The 18319-nt window shown below is 51.6% G+C and carries 22 protein-coding genes; 7 read left to right on the top strand and 15 right to left on the bottom strand.

Going from position 1 to position 18319, the window contains the following annotated elements:
* Position 1: 1 nt before the first annotated feature.
* The 5 genes from ptsP to I8J30_RS00430 all read right to left on the bottom strand — a co-directional run bounded on the left by ptsP (position 2) and on the right by I8J30_RS00430 (position 6122).
* Complete coding sequence (gene ptsP / locus I8J30_RS00410; protein WP_210654454.1) at positions 2-1765, bottom strand: phosphoenolpyruvate--protein phosphotransferase; 1764 nt, start codon at positions 1763-1765, stop codon at positions 2-4.
* Positions 1762-3645 carry a glucose PTS transporter subunit IIA gene (locus I8J30_RS00415; RefSeq protein WP_210654455.1) on the bottom strand — a complete coding sequence of 628 codons (1884 nt, stop codon included), beginning with the start codon at positions 3643-3645 and terminating at the stop codon, positions 1762-1764. Before I8J30_RS00415 ends, ptsP begins: the two co-directional genes overlap by 4 nt.
* A 136-nt stretch (positions 3646-3781) precedes the next feature.
* Complete coding sequence (locus I8J30_RS00420; RefSeq protein ID WP_210654456.1) at positions 3782-4219, bottom strand: CoA-binding protein; 438 nt, start codon at positions 4217-4219, stop codon at positions 3782-3784.
* A 53-nt stretch (positions 4220-4272) separates the two neighbouring features.
* On the bottom strand, positions 4273-5565 hold the full coding sequence (gene aroA, locus I8J30_RS00425; protein WP_210654457.1) for a 3-phosphoshikimate 1-carboxyvinyltransferase: 1293 nt from the start codon (positions 5563-5565) through the stop codon (positions 4273-4275).
* 29 nt (positions 5566-5594) lie between these two features.
* The gene (locus tag I8J30_RS00430; protein WP_210654458.1) at positions 5595-6122 is read right to left on the bottom strand and encodes a shikimate kinase; all 528 of its coding nucleotides are present in this window, start codon (positions 6120-6122) and stop codon (positions 5595-5597) included.
* Positions 6123-6271: 149 nt separating this feature from the next.
* Here I8J30_RS00430 and I8J30_RS00435 point away from each other — a divergent pair, with 149 nt between their 5' ends.
* Complete coding sequence (locus tag I8J30_RS00435) at positions 6272-6574, top strand: hypothetical protein (RefSeq protein ID WP_210654459.1); 303 nt, start codon at positions 6272-6274, stop codon at positions 6572-6574.
* Here I8J30_RS00435 and gndA read toward each other — a convergent pair.
* The 4 genes from gndA to I8J30_RS00455 form a co-directional block, all read right to left on the bottom strand.
* Complete coding sequence (gndA, locus tag I8J30_RS00440; RefSeq protein ID WP_210654460.1) at positions 6555-7967, bottom strand: NADP-dependent phosphogluconate dehydrogenase; 1413 nt, start codon at positions 7965-7967, stop codon at positions 6555-6557. The two genes, I8J30_RS00435 and gndA, sit on opposite strands and share 20 nt — an antisense overlap.
* 225 nt (positions 7968-8192) lie before the next feature.
* Positions 8193-8789 (bottom strand): hypothetical protein, encoded by a 597-nt coding sequence (locus I8J30_RS00445; RefSeq protein WP_091215345.1) that lies wholly within the window; start codon positions 8787-8789, stop codon positions 8193-8195.
* A gap of 230 nt (positions 8790-9019) precedes the next feature.
* Entirely contained in the window at positions 9020-9220 is a 201-nt protein-coding gene (locus I8J30_RS00450) for a hypothetical protein (RefSeq protein WP_091215342.1), read from the bottom strand.
* A 119-nt stretch (positions 9221-9339) separates the two neighbouring features.
* Positions 9340-9771, bottom strand: coding sequence for an Hsp20/alpha crystallin family protein (locus I8J30_RS00455; RefSeq protein WP_210654462.1), 432 nt, complete (start codon positions 9769-9771; stop codon positions 9340-9342).
* A 187-nt stretch (positions 9772-9958) separates the two neighbouring features.
* On the opposite strand from I8J30_RS00455, the gene I8J30_RS00460 reads away from it, so the two are divergent.
* The 6 genes from I8J30_RS00460 (at position 9959) to I8J30_RS00485 (ending at position 12251) form a co-directional block, all read left to right on the top strand.
* Positions 9959-10195 carry a spore germination protein gene (locus I8J30_RS00460; RefSeq protein ID WP_090978156.1) on the top strand — a complete coding sequence of 79 codons (237 nt, stop codon included), beginning with the start codon at positions 9959-9961 and terminating at the stop codon, positions 10193-10195.
* Entirely contained in the window at positions 10195-10410 is a 216-nt protein-coding gene (locus I8J30_RS00465; RefSeq protein WP_210654464.1) for a spore germination protein GerPB, read from the top strand. Before I8J30_RS00460 ends, I8J30_RS00465 begins: the two co-directional genes overlap by 1 nt.
* A gap of 21 nt (positions 10411-10431) precedes the next feature.
* Complete coding sequence (gerPC, locus tag I8J30_RS00470; protein ID WP_210654466.1) at positions 10432-11196, top strand: spore germination protein GerPC; 765 nt, start codon at positions 10432-10434, stop codon at positions 11194-11196.
* Between the two features lie 17 nt (positions 11197-11213).
* Entirely contained in the window at positions 11214-11468 is a 255-nt protein-coding gene (locus I8J30_RS00475; RefSeq protein ID WP_177245873.1) for a hypothetical protein, read from the top strand.
* A complete protein-coding gene (locus I8J30_RS00480; RefSeq protein ID WP_210654468.1) occupies positions 11465-11935 on the top strand; it encodes a spore germination protein GerPE in 471 nt (156 codons plus the stop codon). The genes I8J30_RS00475 and I8J30_RS00480 overlap by 4 nt, the downstream gene beginning before the upstream one ends.
* 190 nt (positions 11936-12125) lie before the next feature.
* Complete coding sequence (locus tag I8J30_RS00485) at positions 12126-12251, top strand: sporulation protein YjcZ (RefSeq protein WP_143111642.1); 126 nt, start codon at positions 12126-12128, stop codon at positions 12249-12251.
* Between the two features lie 100 nt (positions 12252-12351).
* Here I8J30_RS00485 and I8J30_RS00490 read toward each other — a convergent pair whose 3' ends face one another.
* The 6 genes from I8J30_RS00490 to I8J30_RS00515 all read right to left on the bottom strand — a co-directional run bounded on the left by I8J30_RS00490 (position 12352) and on the right by I8J30_RS00515 (position 18319).
* Positions 12352-12801 (bottom strand): GyrI-like domain-containing protein, encoded by a 450-nt coding sequence (locus I8J30_RS00490; RefSeq protein ID WP_210654470.1) that lies wholly within the window; start codon positions 12799-12801, stop codon positions 12352-12354.
* Between the two features lie 163 nt (positions 12802-12964).
* The gene (gene thrS, locus I8J30_RS00495) at positions 12965-14884 is read right to left on the bottom strand and encodes a threonine--tRNA ligase (RefSeq protein WP_338044749.1); all 1920 of its coding nucleotides are present in this window, start codon (positions 14882-14884) and stop codon (positions 12965-12967) included.
* A gap of 375 nt (positions 14885-15259) precedes the next feature.
* A complete protein-coding gene (locus I8J30_RS00500; RefSeq protein WP_210654472.1) occupies positions 15260-16099 on the bottom strand; it encodes an MBL fold metallo-hydrolase in 840 nt (279 codons plus the stop codon).
* Positions 16093-16368 carry a dihydrodiol dehydrogenase gene (locus I8J30_RS00505; RefSeq protein ID WP_210654474.1) on the bottom strand — a complete coding sequence of 92 codons (276 nt, stop codon included), beginning with the start codon at positions 16366-16368 and terminating at the stop codon, positions 16093-16095. Before I8J30_RS00505 ends, I8J30_RS00500 begins: the two co-directional genes overlap by 7 nt.
* A 14-nt stretch (positions 16369-16382) precedes the next feature.
* Complete coding sequence (locus I8J30_RS00510) at positions 16383-16916, bottom strand: aromatic-ring-hydroxylating dioxygenase subunit beta (RefSeq protein WP_210654476.1); 534 nt, start codon at positions 16914-16916, stop codon at positions 16383-16385.
* 47 nt (positions 16917-16963) lie between these two features.
* Entirely contained in the window at positions 16964-18319 is a 1356-nt protein-coding gene (locus I8J30_RS00515) for an aromatic ring-hydroxylating oxygenase subunit alpha (protein ID WP_210654479.1), read from the bottom strand.

Consider the following 18319-nt stretch of genomic DNA (forward strand, 5'->3'; position numbering starts at 1 on the left):
CTTATAACGGCTTCGAAACGGCGGCGCGTTCACGTGCCGCAGCGATTGGCGCATCCTGCGAAACGTCCAGCAGCTCATGAATTTCTGCGCTCGTTCTGCAGCGTAGCAGCTCATCGAACAAGGCGCGGCATTCCTCCTGCTTCAGGGAGAGAAGCCGCTCCTTTACAGGCAATATCGCATGGGCGGACATACTCAGCTCGTCGACATCCAGTGCGAGCCAGATCGGCAATGCATGAAGATCGCCGGCCATCTCGCCGCAGACGCCTACGTGGATGCCGCTGCGTTTGGCCGCTTCGATCGTCAGCTTCAGCATCCGCAGGACGGCTGGGTGATACGGCTCATACAGATGAGAAATTTGCTCATTCATCCGGTCGACGGCAAGCGTGAATTGGACCAAATCGTTCGTGCCGATGCTGAAGAAGTCGACTTCTTCGGCAAGAATGTCCGCGATAAGAACGGCGGCGGGCAGCTCAATCATAATGCCGACTTCGATATTTTCAGCAAAGCGGATATCTTCCGCCTTCAATTCCGATTTGCATTCTTCCAGCAGGGCATTGGCTGCTCTCACCTCTTCAACCGAAGAGATGAGCGGGTACATGATCTTCACGTTGCCGTAGTGACTCGCGCGGAGAATCGCTCTTAATTGTGTTTTGAACAAATCCTTCTTGTCGAGACAAATCCGAATGGCCCGGTAACCCAGAAACGGATTGCTCTCTTCCGGCAGTTCGAAGTAATCCAGCTGCTTGTCGCCGCCGATATCCAGCGTTCGAATAATGAGCGGTTTATGATCCAGCTTCTCCGCGACCGAGCGGTATACTTCAAATTGCTCCTCTTCCTTCGGAAGTCGGTTGCGGTCCATATAGAGAAACTCCGTCCGAAACAGCCCTACGCCATTGGTTCCGCTGCTTAAAGCGACATCCAGCTCCTTCAGAGAGCTGATATTGGCGCTGAGCTCGAATTCCTTACCATCCTGCGTAACCGGCTTGACGCTGACAATCTGTTTGAGCTGCTGCTTCTTCTCCCGTTGACGAAGCTGCTTCCCTGTATAATGATCGACCAGCGATTCCTCAGGATGCATATGAACGACGCCCAGGTCTCCATCGATAATAAGCAAATCGCCGGTTTGGATCGTCTCTTCAAGCTTAGATTCAATACCGACTACTAACGGAACACCCAGCGCTCTTGCCATGATGGAAGAATGCGAGGTCGTGCTTCCCGCCAAAGTTGCAATGCCCAGAACGTGATTGGGATTCAAATGAGCCAACTGCGATGGGGAGAGCTCTCTGGCGATGAGCAGGAAAGGCTGTGTATCGGAAGGCAGCGTAATTTCCGGTGCGCCAAGCAAATGCTTGAGCAGCCGGTTACCTACGTCCTTGATATCCAGCGCGCGTTCTTTCATATATTCATCGTCCAATAGATCGAACATCGTCACAAAATGATCAATGGCTTCTTTTACCGCCACTTCCGCTGCTTTATATTGACGCTGGATGATACCCTGGATCTCGTTCATAAAGACCGGATCATCCAATATCGCTAAATGGGCATCGAAGATGCTCGTTTCCTCAGGTCCGACAACCTCGCGCAGCTCATCTTTCATTTGCTCGATTTCGACCTTCGAGGTGCGAATGCCTTCATACAATCGATCAAACTCGCGCGCCAGATCAGCGACATCGATTTTCTGCTCCGGCAAATCCCATTCCCAGTTCGGCAGTACGAACGCCTTGCCGATTGCAATGCCGGATGATGCTCCAATTCCTTGAATCACGCTGTTTCCCCTCCACCGCTTCTCTCTTTTAGCACAACTGACATGACGGAAGCCTGGCCCTTTTTAACCCCTTTAAACGGAGCAAAGCTCCAAGAACTGACCAAATCGGAGTTCGTAATGACCATTGGTGTAGCGAGCGACTTGCTCCCTTTGCGTATTTTCTGCATGTCAAAGGTAATAAGCAATTGACCCGGTTTCACCTGATCCCCTTCTTGGACGACAGCATGGAAACCATGTCCTTTCATCTGGGAGGTATCGATGCCAATGTGCAGCAGCACCTCGAGCCCTTCCGGCGTGCGAATGCCGATGGCATGCATCGATGGATATACATGAATGACTTTCCCTTGGACAGGCGAGACGAGCTCGCCTTTATCCGGCATGAACGCTACGCCATCTCCGACAAGCTTCCCCGCAAAAATCGGATCCGGCACTTCGGAGAGCGGCAGCATCCGTCCTTGAACAGGGGAACAAAACAGAACCCTAGATATATCCCTTCGTATTGCTTTGTCCATTTCCTCCCGTATCAGTTCGGAATAGGTACCGAATACGATCTGGACATTGCCCCCGCCCAGCCGGATGACGCCTGCCGCGCCTAAATGTTTAAGAGCGTTGATGTCTACCAGCTTATCGCTGGATACCTTCAAGCGAAGACGAGTGATGCAAGCTTCCATCTGCACAATGTTTTCTTTGCCGCCGATGGCTTGCAGGATGAGCGGTGCGCGATAAGGGATATCTCCTGCCCATTCGTCCAGCTGCGAACCTTCTTCCCGCCCGGGAGTTGGAATTTGGAAACGCTGAATCGCCCATCGGAATAAGAAATAATAGAGCAAACCGAACAGAATTCCGATCGGGATGAGCAGCCAGCCCCTAGTGGCCAGATGCTCATTAATGAGGAAGTCGATCGCTCCTGCTGAGAACGAGAAGCCATGCCTGATGCCAAGCTCGTATGTAAACCACATCATCGCGCCTGACAGAAGCGCGTGGATAACGAATAAGTAAGGCGCTACAAAGAGAAATGCAAACTCAATGGGCTCCGTGACTCCGGTTAGGAATGAAGCAAGTGCTGCCGTGGTAAACGTTTTGCGAATTTTCGGCTTCAAATCCTCGCGCGCCTCGTGAATAATCGCAAACGCGATCGCAGGCAGCGCAAACATCATTGTCGGATACAAGCCTGCCATAAATCCACCGGCTGTAGGATCCCCTGCGAAGAAACGGGGCAAATCTCCGAAAACGACGGAACCGTCCGGAGTACTGTAGCCTCCGACTTGGAACCAGAAAACGTGGCTGACCAGATGATGCAGCCCGAACACAACCAGAATGCGAAGAACGAAACCGAACAGAAACACGCCGAAGCCGCCGCCGGAATCGATAATTTCGCCAAGCTCGATTAAAGCGCTGTGAATATAAGGTGCGAGCTGCACCATGACGATGGCCCATATCGTGGAGAATACGCTCACGATGAGCGGAATAAACCGCGGCCCGCCAAAAAACTGTATATACTCCGGGAATTTAATCGACTTGAAGCGTTCATTAAATATACTGGTCACGATCCCGATTATGACCCCCGTAAACACGGTTGGTTCCAGCTCATAATGGCTCGCATTGATGATGCTTGTATAAATAAACATGCCGGCAATGGCTGCCAACCCTGCCGCACCCGCATTGCTCGTCATCCCCATTGCGATGCCAAATGCAAATAAATAGGGCAGAAACGTAAACAGCGTATCCCCTGCGGTTTGCAGATGGGTATGGATGCTGGGAAGTCCCATCGCGTCCCATGGCAAAGCGCTCAAACTCAGGAATATGGCTGCGCCTGGCAGCACGATCGTCGGAAGCATGAAGGAACGGCCAAGCTGCTGCAGTTGCCCCATTATGTTCATAGGTTCCCCCCTCTCTTGAATCTGACATTTCCCAAAAAACCTCTACTCCTGATCGTAAGGGTTGTTACCGTCTTTGTCAAAATAAAACGGCAGACCTCGTGGTCCGCCGCTTCATTCGATTATGAGCCGAAAACTTCTATCCTTTGGACTTCCCTTGCGGCAGCAAGATGGAGTCTTCTACCTTGATGCAGCGGTCCATAATGACGTTCAGCCCGCCGCGTTCCGCAATTTCCGCCGCTTCCTCATTAGAGATGCCCAGCTGCAGCCATAAGGTCTTCGCTCCGATTGCGACTGCTTCTTCCGCAACAGGAGGTGTATGCTCGCTGCGCCGGAAGACATTAACCACATCAACCGGAAACGGAATATCCTTCAGCGAGGCGTAATTCTTCTCGCCGAGAATCGTATCCGCCCCTGCCGGGTTAACGGGAATGATGCGGTAGCCTTTCGCTTGCATCGCTTCCGAAACCATGTGTGACGTACGGTCCGGTTTGTCAGATAAACCGACTACCGCGATAACCGAGCTTGCTTCGAGAATCCCTTTGATTTCATCTCTTGAAGGATTAGTATGGGCCATGTGAATCCCTTCCCTTCTAACGTTTCGTTTCCTTAGCTTAGACTGCCAATTTCCTACTCAATCCATTCGACATTCGCGCCGAGCGCCTTCAAATGATCGAAGAAGATCGGATAGGACTTCGCCACATGATGGGCATCACGAATGCGAAGCGGTTGTTTGGCACGCAGACCAACGACGGTAAGCGCCATAATAACGCGGTGATCGTAGTGCGCATTGATTTCCACGCCGCCTTCCACGCCTTCCGGACGACCGTGAACGATAATTTCGCTCTGACGCTCTTCGACGTTCGCGCCGGCTTTGCGCAGCTCATTCAAGTAATCCGTTATGCGGTCGCACTCTTTATAACGCAGGTTCTCAACATCGTAGAATCGGGAAGTTCCTTCTGCGAATACCGCTGCAGCAACCATGGCAAGTACAGCATCCGTTGCTTTATCGCCATCGAACTCAACCGCTTTCAGCTTGCCGGTCCCTTGCACATGCACGATGCCATTCTCGTGCGTCAGCGGTACTTCCATCATACGCAGCACGTCGACAATGGCGCGTTCGCCTTGCTTGCTGTTCTCCTCCAGGCGATGCAGAATGACATCGGATTGCGTAACTGCCGCAGCTGCCAGAACGGCTGCGGAACCCGGATAGTCGCCTTGAACGACGTATTTCTTCGCTTCATAACGTTGTCCGCCCGCAATGCGATAGTGCATCAAGTCTTCGCTTGCTTCTATCACGATGCCTGCTTGTGCAAGAACTTCAAGGGTTTGTCCCACAACAACCTTGGATTTCAGGTCATGCAGCACTTCGATTTCGCTGTCTTCCTCCAGCAGCGGCGTCAAGAACAGCAATGCGCTGAGGAACTGCGAGCTCACGTTGCCGGATACTTGAATTTTGCCGCCTTTGGCTGCGCCGCCGCGAATCGTAATCGGCAGTCTGCCATTCTGATGTTGAACATCTACGCCGATTTGGCCAAGCGCGTCGATCAGATCATCATGCGGGCGTTTGCCCAATGAATCCGGGTACCGGTTGATGAATGTAACATCAGGCGCAAGGGCGGTAATGGCCATGAGGAAACGAAGCACGGCTCCCGCATTTCCCACATCCAGCTCTTTCACGTCTTTGGGATTGCGACCAAAGCCTGTAATCGTAATTTTCTCGTCATCTTCTTCAATAACTGCGCCAAGATCGCGAATACAACGGCGCATCGCATCGCTGTCTTCACTATGCGCGGGGTAATAAATGGTGCTGGTGCCTTCCGCGAGAGCGGCAACAAGCAGGTAACGCGTCGTGTAGTTCTTCGAAGATAGCGCTTGAAGCTCGCCTTGCAGCTTCGGTGTCGGGGTTACGAGTACATCCATCTTAAGTCGGTCTCCTTTATATGTAAGTGTTAGAAACGCATCTTGATGCCGTGCTCAATTAGCTCTACAACCTGCCGGACGCTGAGATCTGACGTGTCAACCGTCAAATGGGCAAACGCATACGCATGTTTCCGGTCTTCGAGCAATTTATAAACTCGTTCGCGCACGTCGCCTTGAAGCAGCGGACGTGCGGCATCTTCGCTCACACGGGCAATAATTTGCTCCGGATCTGCCGTTAAAGCAACCACGAAGCTATCTTGCAGCATCATCGCACGGTTGCGCTCCGACAAGACAGCACCGCCGCCCGTCGCGATCACTAAGGGATCTGAGCTCCCCAGTACTTCTGCCAGTGCGGCAGTCTCGGCAAGCCGGAAATCCGCCTCGCCACGCGCTGCGAAAATATCCGCAATCGCCTGTCCTTCACGCCGGACAATCTCGGCGTCAATGTCAGCCGTACCGCATTTCAGAAGCTCTGCCAGCTGCTTGCTGACCGTCGATTTGCCGGTTCCCATAAAGCCGATGAGGACAACATGATGAAGCGGTTTTTCCTTCGTCATTGAAAAAACACCATCCCAATCTATGCGATAACAAAAAACATTTTCCCGTGATTATATCATTATTACAGATTAACGGGTATAAAAAAATGGTTTCTTCCGTAGAGTTGATAGTACCGATGCCTATAAATCCATGAAGGAGTGACCTCGATATGGCTCCAATCCCCGAGCCTTTCTCCGCCCAGTATCGCGTGGACAGGATTTTTAATCCCGATTATCCGCTTTCCCGAGAAGACGTGCTGTGGACCCTAGAGTATATGAAAAAGAAAATGGCTGACGAAGCGCCTGAATTACTCAGTCTTCCTCAGCCACTCTTATTAAAAAAATTTCAAAGCTTTGCAGAAGCCTCGTTATTCCTGCTTAAGCAGCAGCGCAGCGGTTGCGGGCAAGAGTCCGACAGGCTGCGAAGCTGCTTACAGGATGTAATAACGGGTCTTACGATTGAATCCAATTGAAGTGGAATGATCCTTCTTTGTCCACACGCTTGAACGTGTGTGCGCCGAAGTAGTCGCGCTGCGCTTGAAGCAGGTTCGCAGGCAGACGCTCTGTGCGGTAGCTGTCGTAGTAGGACAGCGCGCTCGAGAATGCCGGTACCGGAATCCCTTGCGTTACCGCGGTTGCGATTACTTCACGCCATGCGCCTTGGTACGATTCCACGATTTCTTTGAAGTGGTCGTCAAGAAGCAGGTTTGTCAATCCCGGGTTTTTGTCGTACGCATCTTTGATGTTTTGCAGGAAGCCTGCACGGATGATGCAGCCGCCGCGGAAAATCATCGCGATATCGCCGTAACGCAGGTTCCAGCCATACTCGTCGCTAGCTGCGCGCATTTGTGCGAAGCCTTGTGCGTACGAGCAAATTTTGCTTGCGAACAACGCTTTGCGAACCGCTTCGATGAAAGCAGCTTTGTCGCCTTGGTAAGGAGCCGATTGCGGTCCTTTCAGCAGTTTGCTTGCTGCTACGCGCTCGTCTTTAAGTGCGGACAAGAAACGGGAGAAGACGGATTCCGTAATGATCGACAGCGGCACGCCAAGATCAAGCGCGCTTTGGCTTGTCCATTTACCGGTACCCTTCTGTCCAGCGGAGTCAAGGATGACGTCAACCATAGGCTGTTTCGTTTCCGGATCATATTTGGAGAAAATATCAGCTGTAATTTCGATCAGGTAGCTGTCGAGCTCCCCTTTGTTCCATTCCGTGAAGATCGACTGCAATTCTTCCGTGCTAACGCCAAGAACCCGGTTGAGCAGGTCATACGCTTCGCAGATCAGCTGCATATCGCCGTACTCGATACCGTTATGCACCATTTTCACGTAGTGGCCGGCACCGTCCGGTCCGATGTATGTGCAGCAAGCGTCGCCGCCAACTTTCGCGGAGATCGCTGTAAGGATAGGCTCAACAAGTTTATAAGCAGACTCTTGACCGCCTGGCATAATGGACGGTCCTTTCAGTGCGCCTTCTTCGCCGCCGGAAACGCCTGTACCGATGAAACGAAGACCGCGTGCTTCAAGGGCTTTGCTGCGGCGCTGCGTATCAGGGAAATAAGCGTTGCCGCCGTCAATAATAATATCGCCTTCATCCAGAAGCGGAACGAGTGCATCAATTGTTGCATCTGTGCCTGCGCCGGCTTGGACCATGATTAGAATTTTGCGAGGGACTTCAAGCGATGCTACAAACTCCTCGACCGTATATGTACCGACGAGGTTTTTGCCAACCGATTCATTCAAGAGATCGTCTGTTTTCTCGCGGGAACGGTTATAAACCGATACCGTAAATCCTCTGCTCTCAATATTAAGTGCAAGGTTCTTACCCATTACGGCAAGACCGATAACGCCGATTTGCTGCTTAGACATTTGATTCTCCACACCTTTTCTCTGTTATAGTAATGACACAGTACGGCGAAGCAACAACCTTCGCTTGCGGATACAATGATCCTATTTTACTCCTTTTGGACAGGAATGAAAACCTTCTTCATCAGAAAAATGTCGATTCCCCCTATATATTACCACACAAACAAAATAAACCCCCGGTTTGCTGGCATCCCGGAGGTTTATTTCCTATCTTTAATCTTGGTTATTTCAAAGCTCAAGCTGTATCATCTCAGTTCTAAGGGATTGCAGTCTTTCCTTGGACTGCGTCATGTCTGCTTCTCGTCCCTCCGTGATCGCTTCATGGAGGACCGATAGCTCATAATCAAGCTCATATCGTAGCACTGACGCTCGCTCCTCAGCCCTTTTCGACTGAAACGCCTGAATGACTTCTTCTACCGTAACAAAAGGTTTCTTCTGATAGATGATGCGATGTTCCATGCCGGACACCTCCACAAGTCGAATAATTTCACCAAACATAATGCTTTCAATGACAATTTGCCTGTCTTTGAACCGTTTGACGACTGCATGACCGCGGGAATCGTTAATCAGCTTCTCCAATAAATCCGACAACTTCTCATCCTTGATTAGATAATCACCGACGATTTTGTACCGATTGCGGACCCGTTGAAACCGAAGCTTCACAAGCTTGCGCCCGCTGCGTACAGAGATGAGAAAATAGACGTCCGTTTCGCTCCAATAAAGCGAATATCCCTCCTGGATTAAATCCCGAATGAGATTTTGGATTTGCCGTCTGTCGAAACGCAGCTCCAAATTGCAGTATTCAACTTCATAACTTTTGTTCATCGGCAATCCCTCCCTTCGTTTGGCCTCATTGACGAAATGTTCTGAATATTCTCTCATATGATTATCTTATACTCCATCTTATGTTCTGGCAACTTGGATTATTGACTATTTTTCGCCTTTTCGAGCCCAATTGGACAAACAAACTTTTTCGCGCAAAAAGGCTGCCCCAGACTTAGTGAATAAGTCGCTGAGACAGCCTGCTTTGTACCAATATTCCGCCTATTTCCGGATCAAACAAACCATTCTTTCAAAATAATGCCAAACGAAACCGCGCTGACAACCGCTCCGGCAAAGCTGTATACGCCTGCACGAATGCGCTGCTCGAACATCTTCACGATGCCGAAGCTCAGCAATCCGAATATCAGCATAATAAACACCGCGCCCGTAATAAACAAGGCTGCAGATATGGCACTAACGTCAACCAGAGTCACGAATAACACTCCCTATGCAAGTCTTTACTTGCATTATAGCCAAGCCTGTGAGGTATAGCCAGCAGGGGATCATAGGAAGTTCGAACAAATTGGTGACAATTCTATGATGAAAGGCTCCCTTACAGCCCATGAATGGTTGCATGATGTACGCGTTTGCTTGACGGGCGCTTACGCAGCTTAATTTTAAGCACTGCGCCATCGTACTCAGCATGGCAGGAACGCGGCAGCACAAGCTTCGGCAGTTTAATGGTTTCATCACTTTTGCCGGCGATACCGCTTAGTTTCACGCGATCTTCCTTCACGACCAGACGGATGTCAGACAGATCTGCCGATTCTCCGAGCGGATACGTTAGGATGACATATCTCTTCGTTTCTACAATATTAGATGAAGCAGGATTTAGCGCCGAGGATACGGCGGGCAATGCTTTGTTCATCATACTGCGGACGTAATTCTCGATCCAATCGGATTGGCGGAAGATGTCGAATCCTTTGGGCAGCTGCTGCCCATCCATCCAGTCCTCCAGCTCTTCCCACTTTGATTTCGAAGACATACCGACGCACCTCCGCCTAATGCCGTTATAGCATCCAGTTTATGCGGGCAGCTTTATAGGCGCTACTGCAGGATTGTGATTTGGCGTAACCGTTAGGGTGAAGGTGCCGAAAAGTCACATCTGGGCATTTGCCGCATACGATGTAACAAATGCTCGCTGAAAACCAGACTAGGGAGAGTGAGTCATCATGCCCGCTATTGTAGGCTTCGTCAAAGTAATCAGTGTCGGATCCAGCGCTGTCGTTCAATTCGGCGATTCTGTGCAAATCTCTCCGTCCAGCTCATCCAAAACGTATGCGGGATCAGGCTCCTTCCTCACCGGCGGTTTGACCAACTCGAACAATGCCGTCAGTTCGACGAATACCAGCGATCCTGATGTCCAAGACAATACGAATAATGAGGTTGCTAACGGAGTGAACATCTAATGCAGCTTACGGTTCATCAAACCATTACGATCCACCAGCTTCGCGTAGACAGCGTAGCAAACTCCTCCGTCCTGCAGGTTGGGACGGCTGGAGCGATTTCTTCCCTCTCGCAGATGTACAACTCAGGGGGATTTAAAGAGCCGGCACCGCTTCTTAACGAAGAGCTCAGCACAGAGAATCCGCTGAACTTCGTTCCGTTGCCAAATCCGAATTAACAAGGAGGTGCCTACGAGCGTATGCAACCGGCTAACACACCGCCTACTCCTTGGCAACTATGGAACGCGTTTCACCAGCATATTCATAAGCTGCAATGCCAGCTTGACGAGCAGCAGGCTGTCATCAACCGGCTTTGCAAGCAGCTCGAGGCGCTGAATGCCCGTTTGGATGCCGCGGAGTCGAAGCCAAGCTACCATATCGATACCATTCAATATCATTTCGACCAGTTAAAGGTCGAGAAGCTCGATGGTACGCTGAACATCGGGCTGACGCCGCCTAACGAGGAACAGATCAAAGAAATCGGCCAAATTGTGATGCCTAACGGAAACAGCACGGTAGTTGTCAACGATCCCGGCCATCAAGCGATCAACGACAACCCGCCCATGAACAATCTCAAGCCCAACGTATTCCCGGCACAGCCCGGAAACACCGTTCCCGGCCCCGGATCCGTTTTACCCGATTCGCCCTATCCGGAAATCCGCTTAGTGATTGATCGCTACTTGGATCAGAATGCCCTGCAGCAGCTCAGCGAGCTCGAAGCGGAGCTCGGGATCTCACTCGATCCGTATCACCGCAAACTCATCATTGAAGATATTCGCAAGCAAATGAGTGCCCGAATCCAATTCTACATTCAAGCCGCAGAACATGAGAGAAAGGGCAGCTCTTCCTCTGAAGGAAATCACACGCTAAGCGATGCCCAAATCCAAGAGACGATCATCGGGAAGACGACGCGCGACATCCATGCCGCGCTCCGCGGCTACTTGTCCCGATTGCAAAATTCGTAAGAAGGAGCTTTCTTACTATGCAGATGCATGTAGTGAATCATGTGCTCGCTGTCGGCAGTATTCAATTAACCGGCGTAGCGAGCGCATCGATACTTCAAATCGGCGATACCGAGGAGATTACGCTCATCTCCATGTTCGATACGCCGCCGGAATCCGTTATCGTCGGTCCGATTGCGCCGCTTGACGAACCGCAAGGCGCAAGCCGTGCCGAAGGGGAAGCGGATGTGTTCAAGAAAGAAACGATCGAGAAGCTGGAGGAGCTGGGATTATGAGAAGCAATCCCCCTCTTCCTTCTTACAGCGAAGAAAATTCGGACTACCCCGTTAGGGTTTCCGAGGTAGGCGGGCTATACTTAACGAGCGTGGGCAGTGCTTCTGTGGTGCAAATCGGCGATCGGGCAGAAGTGAACGCTTCGCTTCGCGCTCTGGCTGTACAACGCGCGGCGGATCATATCGAATCGGGCAAAGTTTATTTCGAATCGTATTCCATATTCGATCGCGCAACGCCGAGCTGGGACCCGCTTGGCATTGCGTCCGATGACGTGCCTGCGTTCATTCGGACAACCAACCTGAAGCCAACCATCAGCGTCGGCTGCATCGAAATCATAGCTGTAAGCAGCGCGGCCAATGTGCTTATCGGCAACGGGCTGAAGATGCGCGCGGAATCGAGAGTCAAACATATCCGGCAATATGCACGTTCGATGCCAACCGGCAGTTCTGTTGCCGGACCTCCGCGCTAATGTTTTTATAGGCTGCTGTCGCAGCAGGCTGATTCCCCCGCATAGCCGCTATTGTCCCAATTGGGCGAATGCGTAATTACGAATGCACCCCGTACAAACGTCCAATCGATTCCGTCTCAAAGGCATATATTACAAATGTGATATGAAACATCACAAATTAACCACTCAGGAGGTATGTACAGTGGGATATATGCAAGGTGTAGGCGGCGCAGGAGTAGGTTGCGGTGGCGGACCGGGCGTGCTTTGGACTAGTGCAGGCGTAATTCTTGTACTTTATATTTTGCTCGTTATCGTTCTTCGCGGCGGCTTCTATTGATCCCGTTAGTCCCATAAACAAAAACCGGTCTTGCCTTCGGGCAAGACCGGTTTTTGCATTTATCGTACGATCGCGGTGGGCGTTGGTGCATCCGAACTTGCTATAGCAACGGAATATACACGTCCACCTCAGACGGCCAGAGCGGCTTGTGTACTTGATAAACTTCAAGTGACAGTCCGCGCTTGTTATTCCCTAATCCTTTCGCCTTGATATAGGCATGGAGAAGCTCGTAAGGATCGCCTTGTTCCACGCGGACCTTGACATAACGCTGCGCCGGAATCGTAAACCCGATCATGCCTTCGGGAACCGCAGGCAAGGCGTGAACCTCCATGCAGGATAAATAAGTGAACAGCTGATCGCTGGCGAACGATGGACAAACATAGGAGCCGGCATCCACGAGATGCTTGATTTCGAATCTGCGGGCGATAAAAGCCTTCAAGTGCTGCTCGATCCGCTTCGGATCGTGATTGGCAAAAACGGATGTAATCGCCATCCCGACATAATGCCGCTCGGGAAGCGCAACTTCCTGTACATCATCAATTGAATTCACAGCACAATACCCCCATTCGCGAGATAAGCCGAGTTTTTCCAATCTTTGGTGTTCAGCAATAGACTAGCTTCCATCACCTTGTCCGTCAAGCTTAAATTTAGCAGCGGAAGCCCCGCCGTTTATTTCGCAGGGCTCCGTACTTCATTCACTACGTCTTGTATCATCACTTCTTTAAAGAAATCTCCTCACGCAACCGCTCGATCAATGCTTCGATTCGCATGGAGCCGATATCCCCATGCCCCCGCTGCCTTACCGCAACCGAGTTGGAATGGCGCTCCGCTTCACCGAGCACCAGCATATAAGGCACTTTCTCTAGCTGCGCCTCTCGAATCTTGTAACCCAGTTTCTCGCTGCGGAAATCCACTTCTGCACGCACGCCTGACTGCTCGAGCACCTGTTTCAGCTCATACGCGTAGTCTTGATCAATCCCTGAGACCGGTATGATCTTCACCTGAACCGGCGCCAGCCACAGCGGGAACGCTCCGGCATAATGCTCTGTCAAGATGCCGATGAAGCGGTCGATTGATCCATAGACGGCTCGGTGGATGACGATCGGGCGACGCTTCTGACCATCCTCCCCAATGTACGACAGATCAAATTTCTCCGGCATTTGAAAATCAAGCTGAATTGTCGCGCACTGCCAGCTCCTCTTAAGCGCATCGAGAATATGGAAATCAATCTTCGGTCCATAGAATGCGCCATCGCCTTCATTCACGCGATAAGCAATTCCGCGATTGTTCAGCACCTGTGCAAGCGCGGCTTCTGCTTGATCCCACAGCTCCGGCTCCCCCATCGAATCCTCCGGCCGAGTCGAGAGCTCGATCCGATACTCGAAACCGAAAACGGCGTAAATGTCGTCGATAAGCGATATGACGCGTCCGATCTCAGCTTCGATCTGATCCGGTCTCACGAAGAGATGGGCGTCATCCTGGCAAAAAGTCCGCACGCGCATCATTCCGTTTAGCGCGCCGGAATACTCATGGCGATGCACTTGGCCGAATTCAGCGATTCGAATCGGCAGCTCCCGATAGGAGTGCAGGCTGTTTTTGTAAATTAACATATGGCCCGGACAATTCATGGGCTTAAGCGCAAACGCAGTTTCATCCACCTTTGTGAAATACATATTATCTTTGTAGTGGTCCCAATGCCCTGATTGCTCCCACAGCCGTTGATTCAGCATTAACGGCGTCCGCACCTCGTCGTAATCGCGCTCCCGCTGCAGCTCCCGCGAGAACTGCTCCAGCTCATTGCGCAATGTCATTCCTTTGGGCAAATAAAACGGCATGCCCGGCGCCTCTTCCGAGAACATGAACAGCCCGAGTTCTTTGCCTAACTTGCGATGATCTCGTTTCTTCGCTTCCTCGAGCCTGTTCAGATGCTCTTCAAGCTGCGCCTTCTTCGGGAACGCTGTACCGTAAATTCGCTGAAGCACGGTGTTCTCTGCGTCTCCCCGCCAGTAAGCGCCTGCGACCGACAACAGCTTAAACGACTTTATCCGGCCAGTGGACGGCAGATGAGGTCCGCGGCATAAATCAGCGAACTCGCCTTGATCATAGATCGAAATGGCTGCCGATTCCGGCAAGTCGCGGATCAACTCCACTTTCAGAAACTCTCCCTGCGCTTCAAAACAAGCAAGCGCATCCTCTCGTTCAACTACTCGGCGAACAATCGGCAGATTCTGCTGCACGATGCGGTCCATTTCTTTCTCGATGCCCAGCAAATCAGCAGGCGTGAGCGGACGCTCAATCGCGACATCGTAGTAAAACCCGTCTTCGATTACCGGCCCTACGCCCAGCTGCACCGCCTCGTCACCGTAAATCCGCTTGATCGCCTGCGCCATCAGATGCGCTGTACTGTGACGCAGGATGGCTGCCCCCGCATCGCTATCGGGCGTAATCAGCTCAACCTCGCAATTCGCTTCCAGCCGATAACTTAAATCGACCTCTCTTCCATTCACCTTGCCTGCCACCGCGTTCTTCCCCAGCGCTGAACTGATTGCCTTCGCCACGTCCGCAACCGAAACGCCTGCATCAAAGCTTCTTACACCGCCGTCTTGCAGCTTTACCTTAATCCCATTTTCCACGAGTCTTCCTCCATTCGATAAATTGAACGCAAAAAAACGCACATGTCCCAAGGGACGAGTGCGTTCAGACTCGTGGTTCCACCCTAATTCGACCCAGCCGATCGCGATCAGGCGCGGGGTCCTTCTTAGCATCCGGTAACGGGGATTAATCGGTGCCATTTACAACCGCGACACGGAATCGACGGGTTCAATGTTACGGCTGCAAAGGGGTAACTCCGCATCTCAGGACGGAAGGAGCTTGCAGCAATCGCCCCTCTCTCTGTGCAGCCTGACGTATGGGAATCATGTCTTTGGTCTTCGCCTGCTATGTTGCTGTGTTCCATATTATAGAGTCCATCCGAACAAAGTTCAAGAGGTATTCGCATAATTTTCAGATTACTTCAAGTTAGGCAATATGCTCTGTTCATTCGCCAGCAGCACCATATTCGCTGCATGCCGCTTCCGGAATCCGATTTTGAACCGATAATCTTGCACATCCATAAACGATTCGAACCGGCTCGACACTTCTCCAAGCTCAAGCTGCTCTTCGCACAGCTTCAGATATTGCTCCGAAACTTCCGCCCGATGCATGATTTCATCCTGATCGGATGTCACGCTGCCATGACTGGGAAGCAATTGCAGATGAGGAACCGACCATGCATAGGATGCGATTTTCTCCAATGTGCTCCGGTAAGAGGCGAAGGTGTCGAACACGAACGGGAATTCGATATCCGATACATAATCACCGGTAATGAGCGCCCCAATCGGTTCAACGAGGCACATCAACCCGTCTCCGTTATGTCCGTATGCCGTGCGGAAGGTCAGGATTGTTTCACCGATGACGAGCCGCTCGCCTTCTTGCTCGATGACATGGTCCACTCGCGGAAATACGATGCCGTATGGCCGGCTAATATAGAATTCATCATCCAGCCGCTCAACAACCGATACCCGTTCCGCCTTATCCGGATGATTGGCAAACGCCGTCCCTGCAATGATCCTGCAATCCGTGAAGGAGCCATAACCGACGATATGGTCAAAATCAGTATGGGTGAAAAACAGATACAGCGGCCGATTTCCCTTCACTGCATCCACATGCTTCCGAATCGCGGCAAGCTCAGATGGCAAGTAATTCGGATCTACGATCAGCACAAGATCTTCCGTCTCGATAACAAAGCAGTTGGTCTGATAGAGCTCGCTTTGAAATACAGAGATGCCCTCTGTTTGATACGTTAGCATGACTCCCTCTCCTCCTTGCGTTCATTTTTCTCGGCAGGCGGAGGAATATCCGCGCTAAACGGATAGGGTTCAAGCGGCGTTTGCAGCAGGGAAGAATACATGTCCGCATGCTGCCACGTCAAGCTCTCCAGTGACAATGGATCAAGACTTACTTGCAGGCCGAGCCCATTGGATATAATCTCCAGCCGCTCCCCGTTGCGCGTTCTAATCTTCCGAACCGTCACGCTGGCAAATTCATTGGCAATCCGAATTTCTTGTTCAGCAGACATCCTGCCACCCCCTTCTACAAGAAAATACCTAAACTGCTGATGCCCATCGTCGTATGATCCAGCCTTACGAACCGTTTCGCCAGTTTCCAGCCGCCTGCGCTGCCGGATCCGCGAATGGTATCTTCGCGTTCGCCTGACACCAAGTCGTATGCAGGGCTGTCAAAGCGGCTGCGGAACAGCAGCAAGTTGCTGACGACGACCATTTCAACCGCACCTTCACTGCTCTCGCGCACTTCGGCCATCCGGAAATTCGTCAGAAAATGTCTCGTCCGGGACGGAGGATCCTCCGCCCAATTGTAATCAGAGAATGTACGCTCCACACGCATTTGGATGGATGCCAGGTTCTCGTTCATATGAAAGGCTTGATCGCTGAACGGGCTTGGCGCATGACGTTCGCGGGTCAGCCTGATCGGGATTTGATAGCGGATATCACTCGTCAGCAGCGCCATCCATTCGGCGTATTTACCGTTGTCCAGCAGCTCAGCCTCGTGGATCAGGAAATGCTGCCCCTCCTGCAACAACTGTTCGGTCCCACGTTCAACGATCACTGTTTCTTCTCCCATCACAGCCCCAATCCTTCCCCCAGATGCTAGATTCATTCTTCATCGTCAAGCATCGTATTCACATACGATTCATAGAAATAGCGCTGATTGCCTTCCCCATATCGCGGATAGTAAGCGATCCCCGGAAGCGGCCATTCTTCGTCTCGTTTGGCCTTGCCCATCCCATTCATCCCCATTTGGAAATTGAGCTTCAAATGGTTCTTCGCAAATCGATTGCCTGCCGTCTGCGTAATGGTTTCCCATGTCATCGAATCATCCATCTCGAATATCCCCGCCAGGCTGAACGTTGCCGAGCCGGCGCGATAGGAAGCTTCCTTGAATTCCTGCGGCGTATTCTTAAACATGAGGAACCAGTTCCATATTTCGATTTGATCCGGGCCCTTCGGACGCCACTGGCGCATGCTGATGAACGGTACGGGGGGCAAATCCCGCTCAGGCGTAACGGTCATTAGCAAAAATGAACTGTTTGGAAATATGTTGCCGAGCATTTCCTTGGAGTCCCGGACGATCTCCAGCCCCTTCGGCTCCAGCCGATCCAGCCGGAAGGTGTCGACGATTTCCTGCGGAAAATTCCAATATGGCATCTCGATGACCTGCTCCGTCTTATCCAGCGAAATGTCGACGCAATGTCCGTTGCCGGCAAGGATTTGTTCGCCGTTCATATTCGCCAGCATGGAGAATGGCGAGGATCCCACTTCATACGCGGAATGGTGAAGGAATATCAGATGATACGCATCGCCGCTGAAGTTCTCCGCCGCAACCTTCCAATTCGCGTTCACGATCCAGCGCTGAGGTTCGCCGATGACTTCAAGCCCTTCATCCTGCAAACCGAACAGCAGATCCAGGTAGTACTTGCTGTCTGCAAGATATTCCTCGAGCGGCGGCGTCTCCTTATCCAAGCAGGCGAAAATCAACCCGTGAATCGTATCGCAGCGCGCCGCAAGCAACCCCCAATCCTTCTTGTTCAGCCCGTTGTAAGCATGCTGCTGAGCAGGCATTCCGATCAGGTTCCCGTTATTTTTATAGATAAAGCCATGGTAGGGACAGCGAAAATGCGAGGCATTCCCCTTCTCCGCCCGGCATACCCGAACGCCGCGATGAACGCAGGCATCCAGCATGACGCGAATCTCTCCGGACTCGTCGCGATTCACGATAAACGGATCTTCGCCAATATAACGAAGAACGTAATCGCCGGCGGATGGAATTTCCGATTCATGCCCGACATAGATCCACTTTTTCGTAAAAATCTTCTCCATTTCAAGCTCATAAAGCTCGCGGTCATTGAAGATGCCAACGGGAATAATCCCTTCCTTCAAGCTCTCCCGCATTTCGCGGAGCAGCGATTTGGCATGGCTGTAAGCCGGCGCACCCTTCGTCTCTGTTTTCAT

This window comes from Paenibacillus lignilyticus, from assembly GCF_017942085.1.
In the GTDB taxonomy this organism is placed as follows: Bacteria; Bacillota; Bacilli; order Paenibacillales; family Paenibacillaceae; genus Paenibacillus_Z; species Paenibacillus_Z lignilyticus.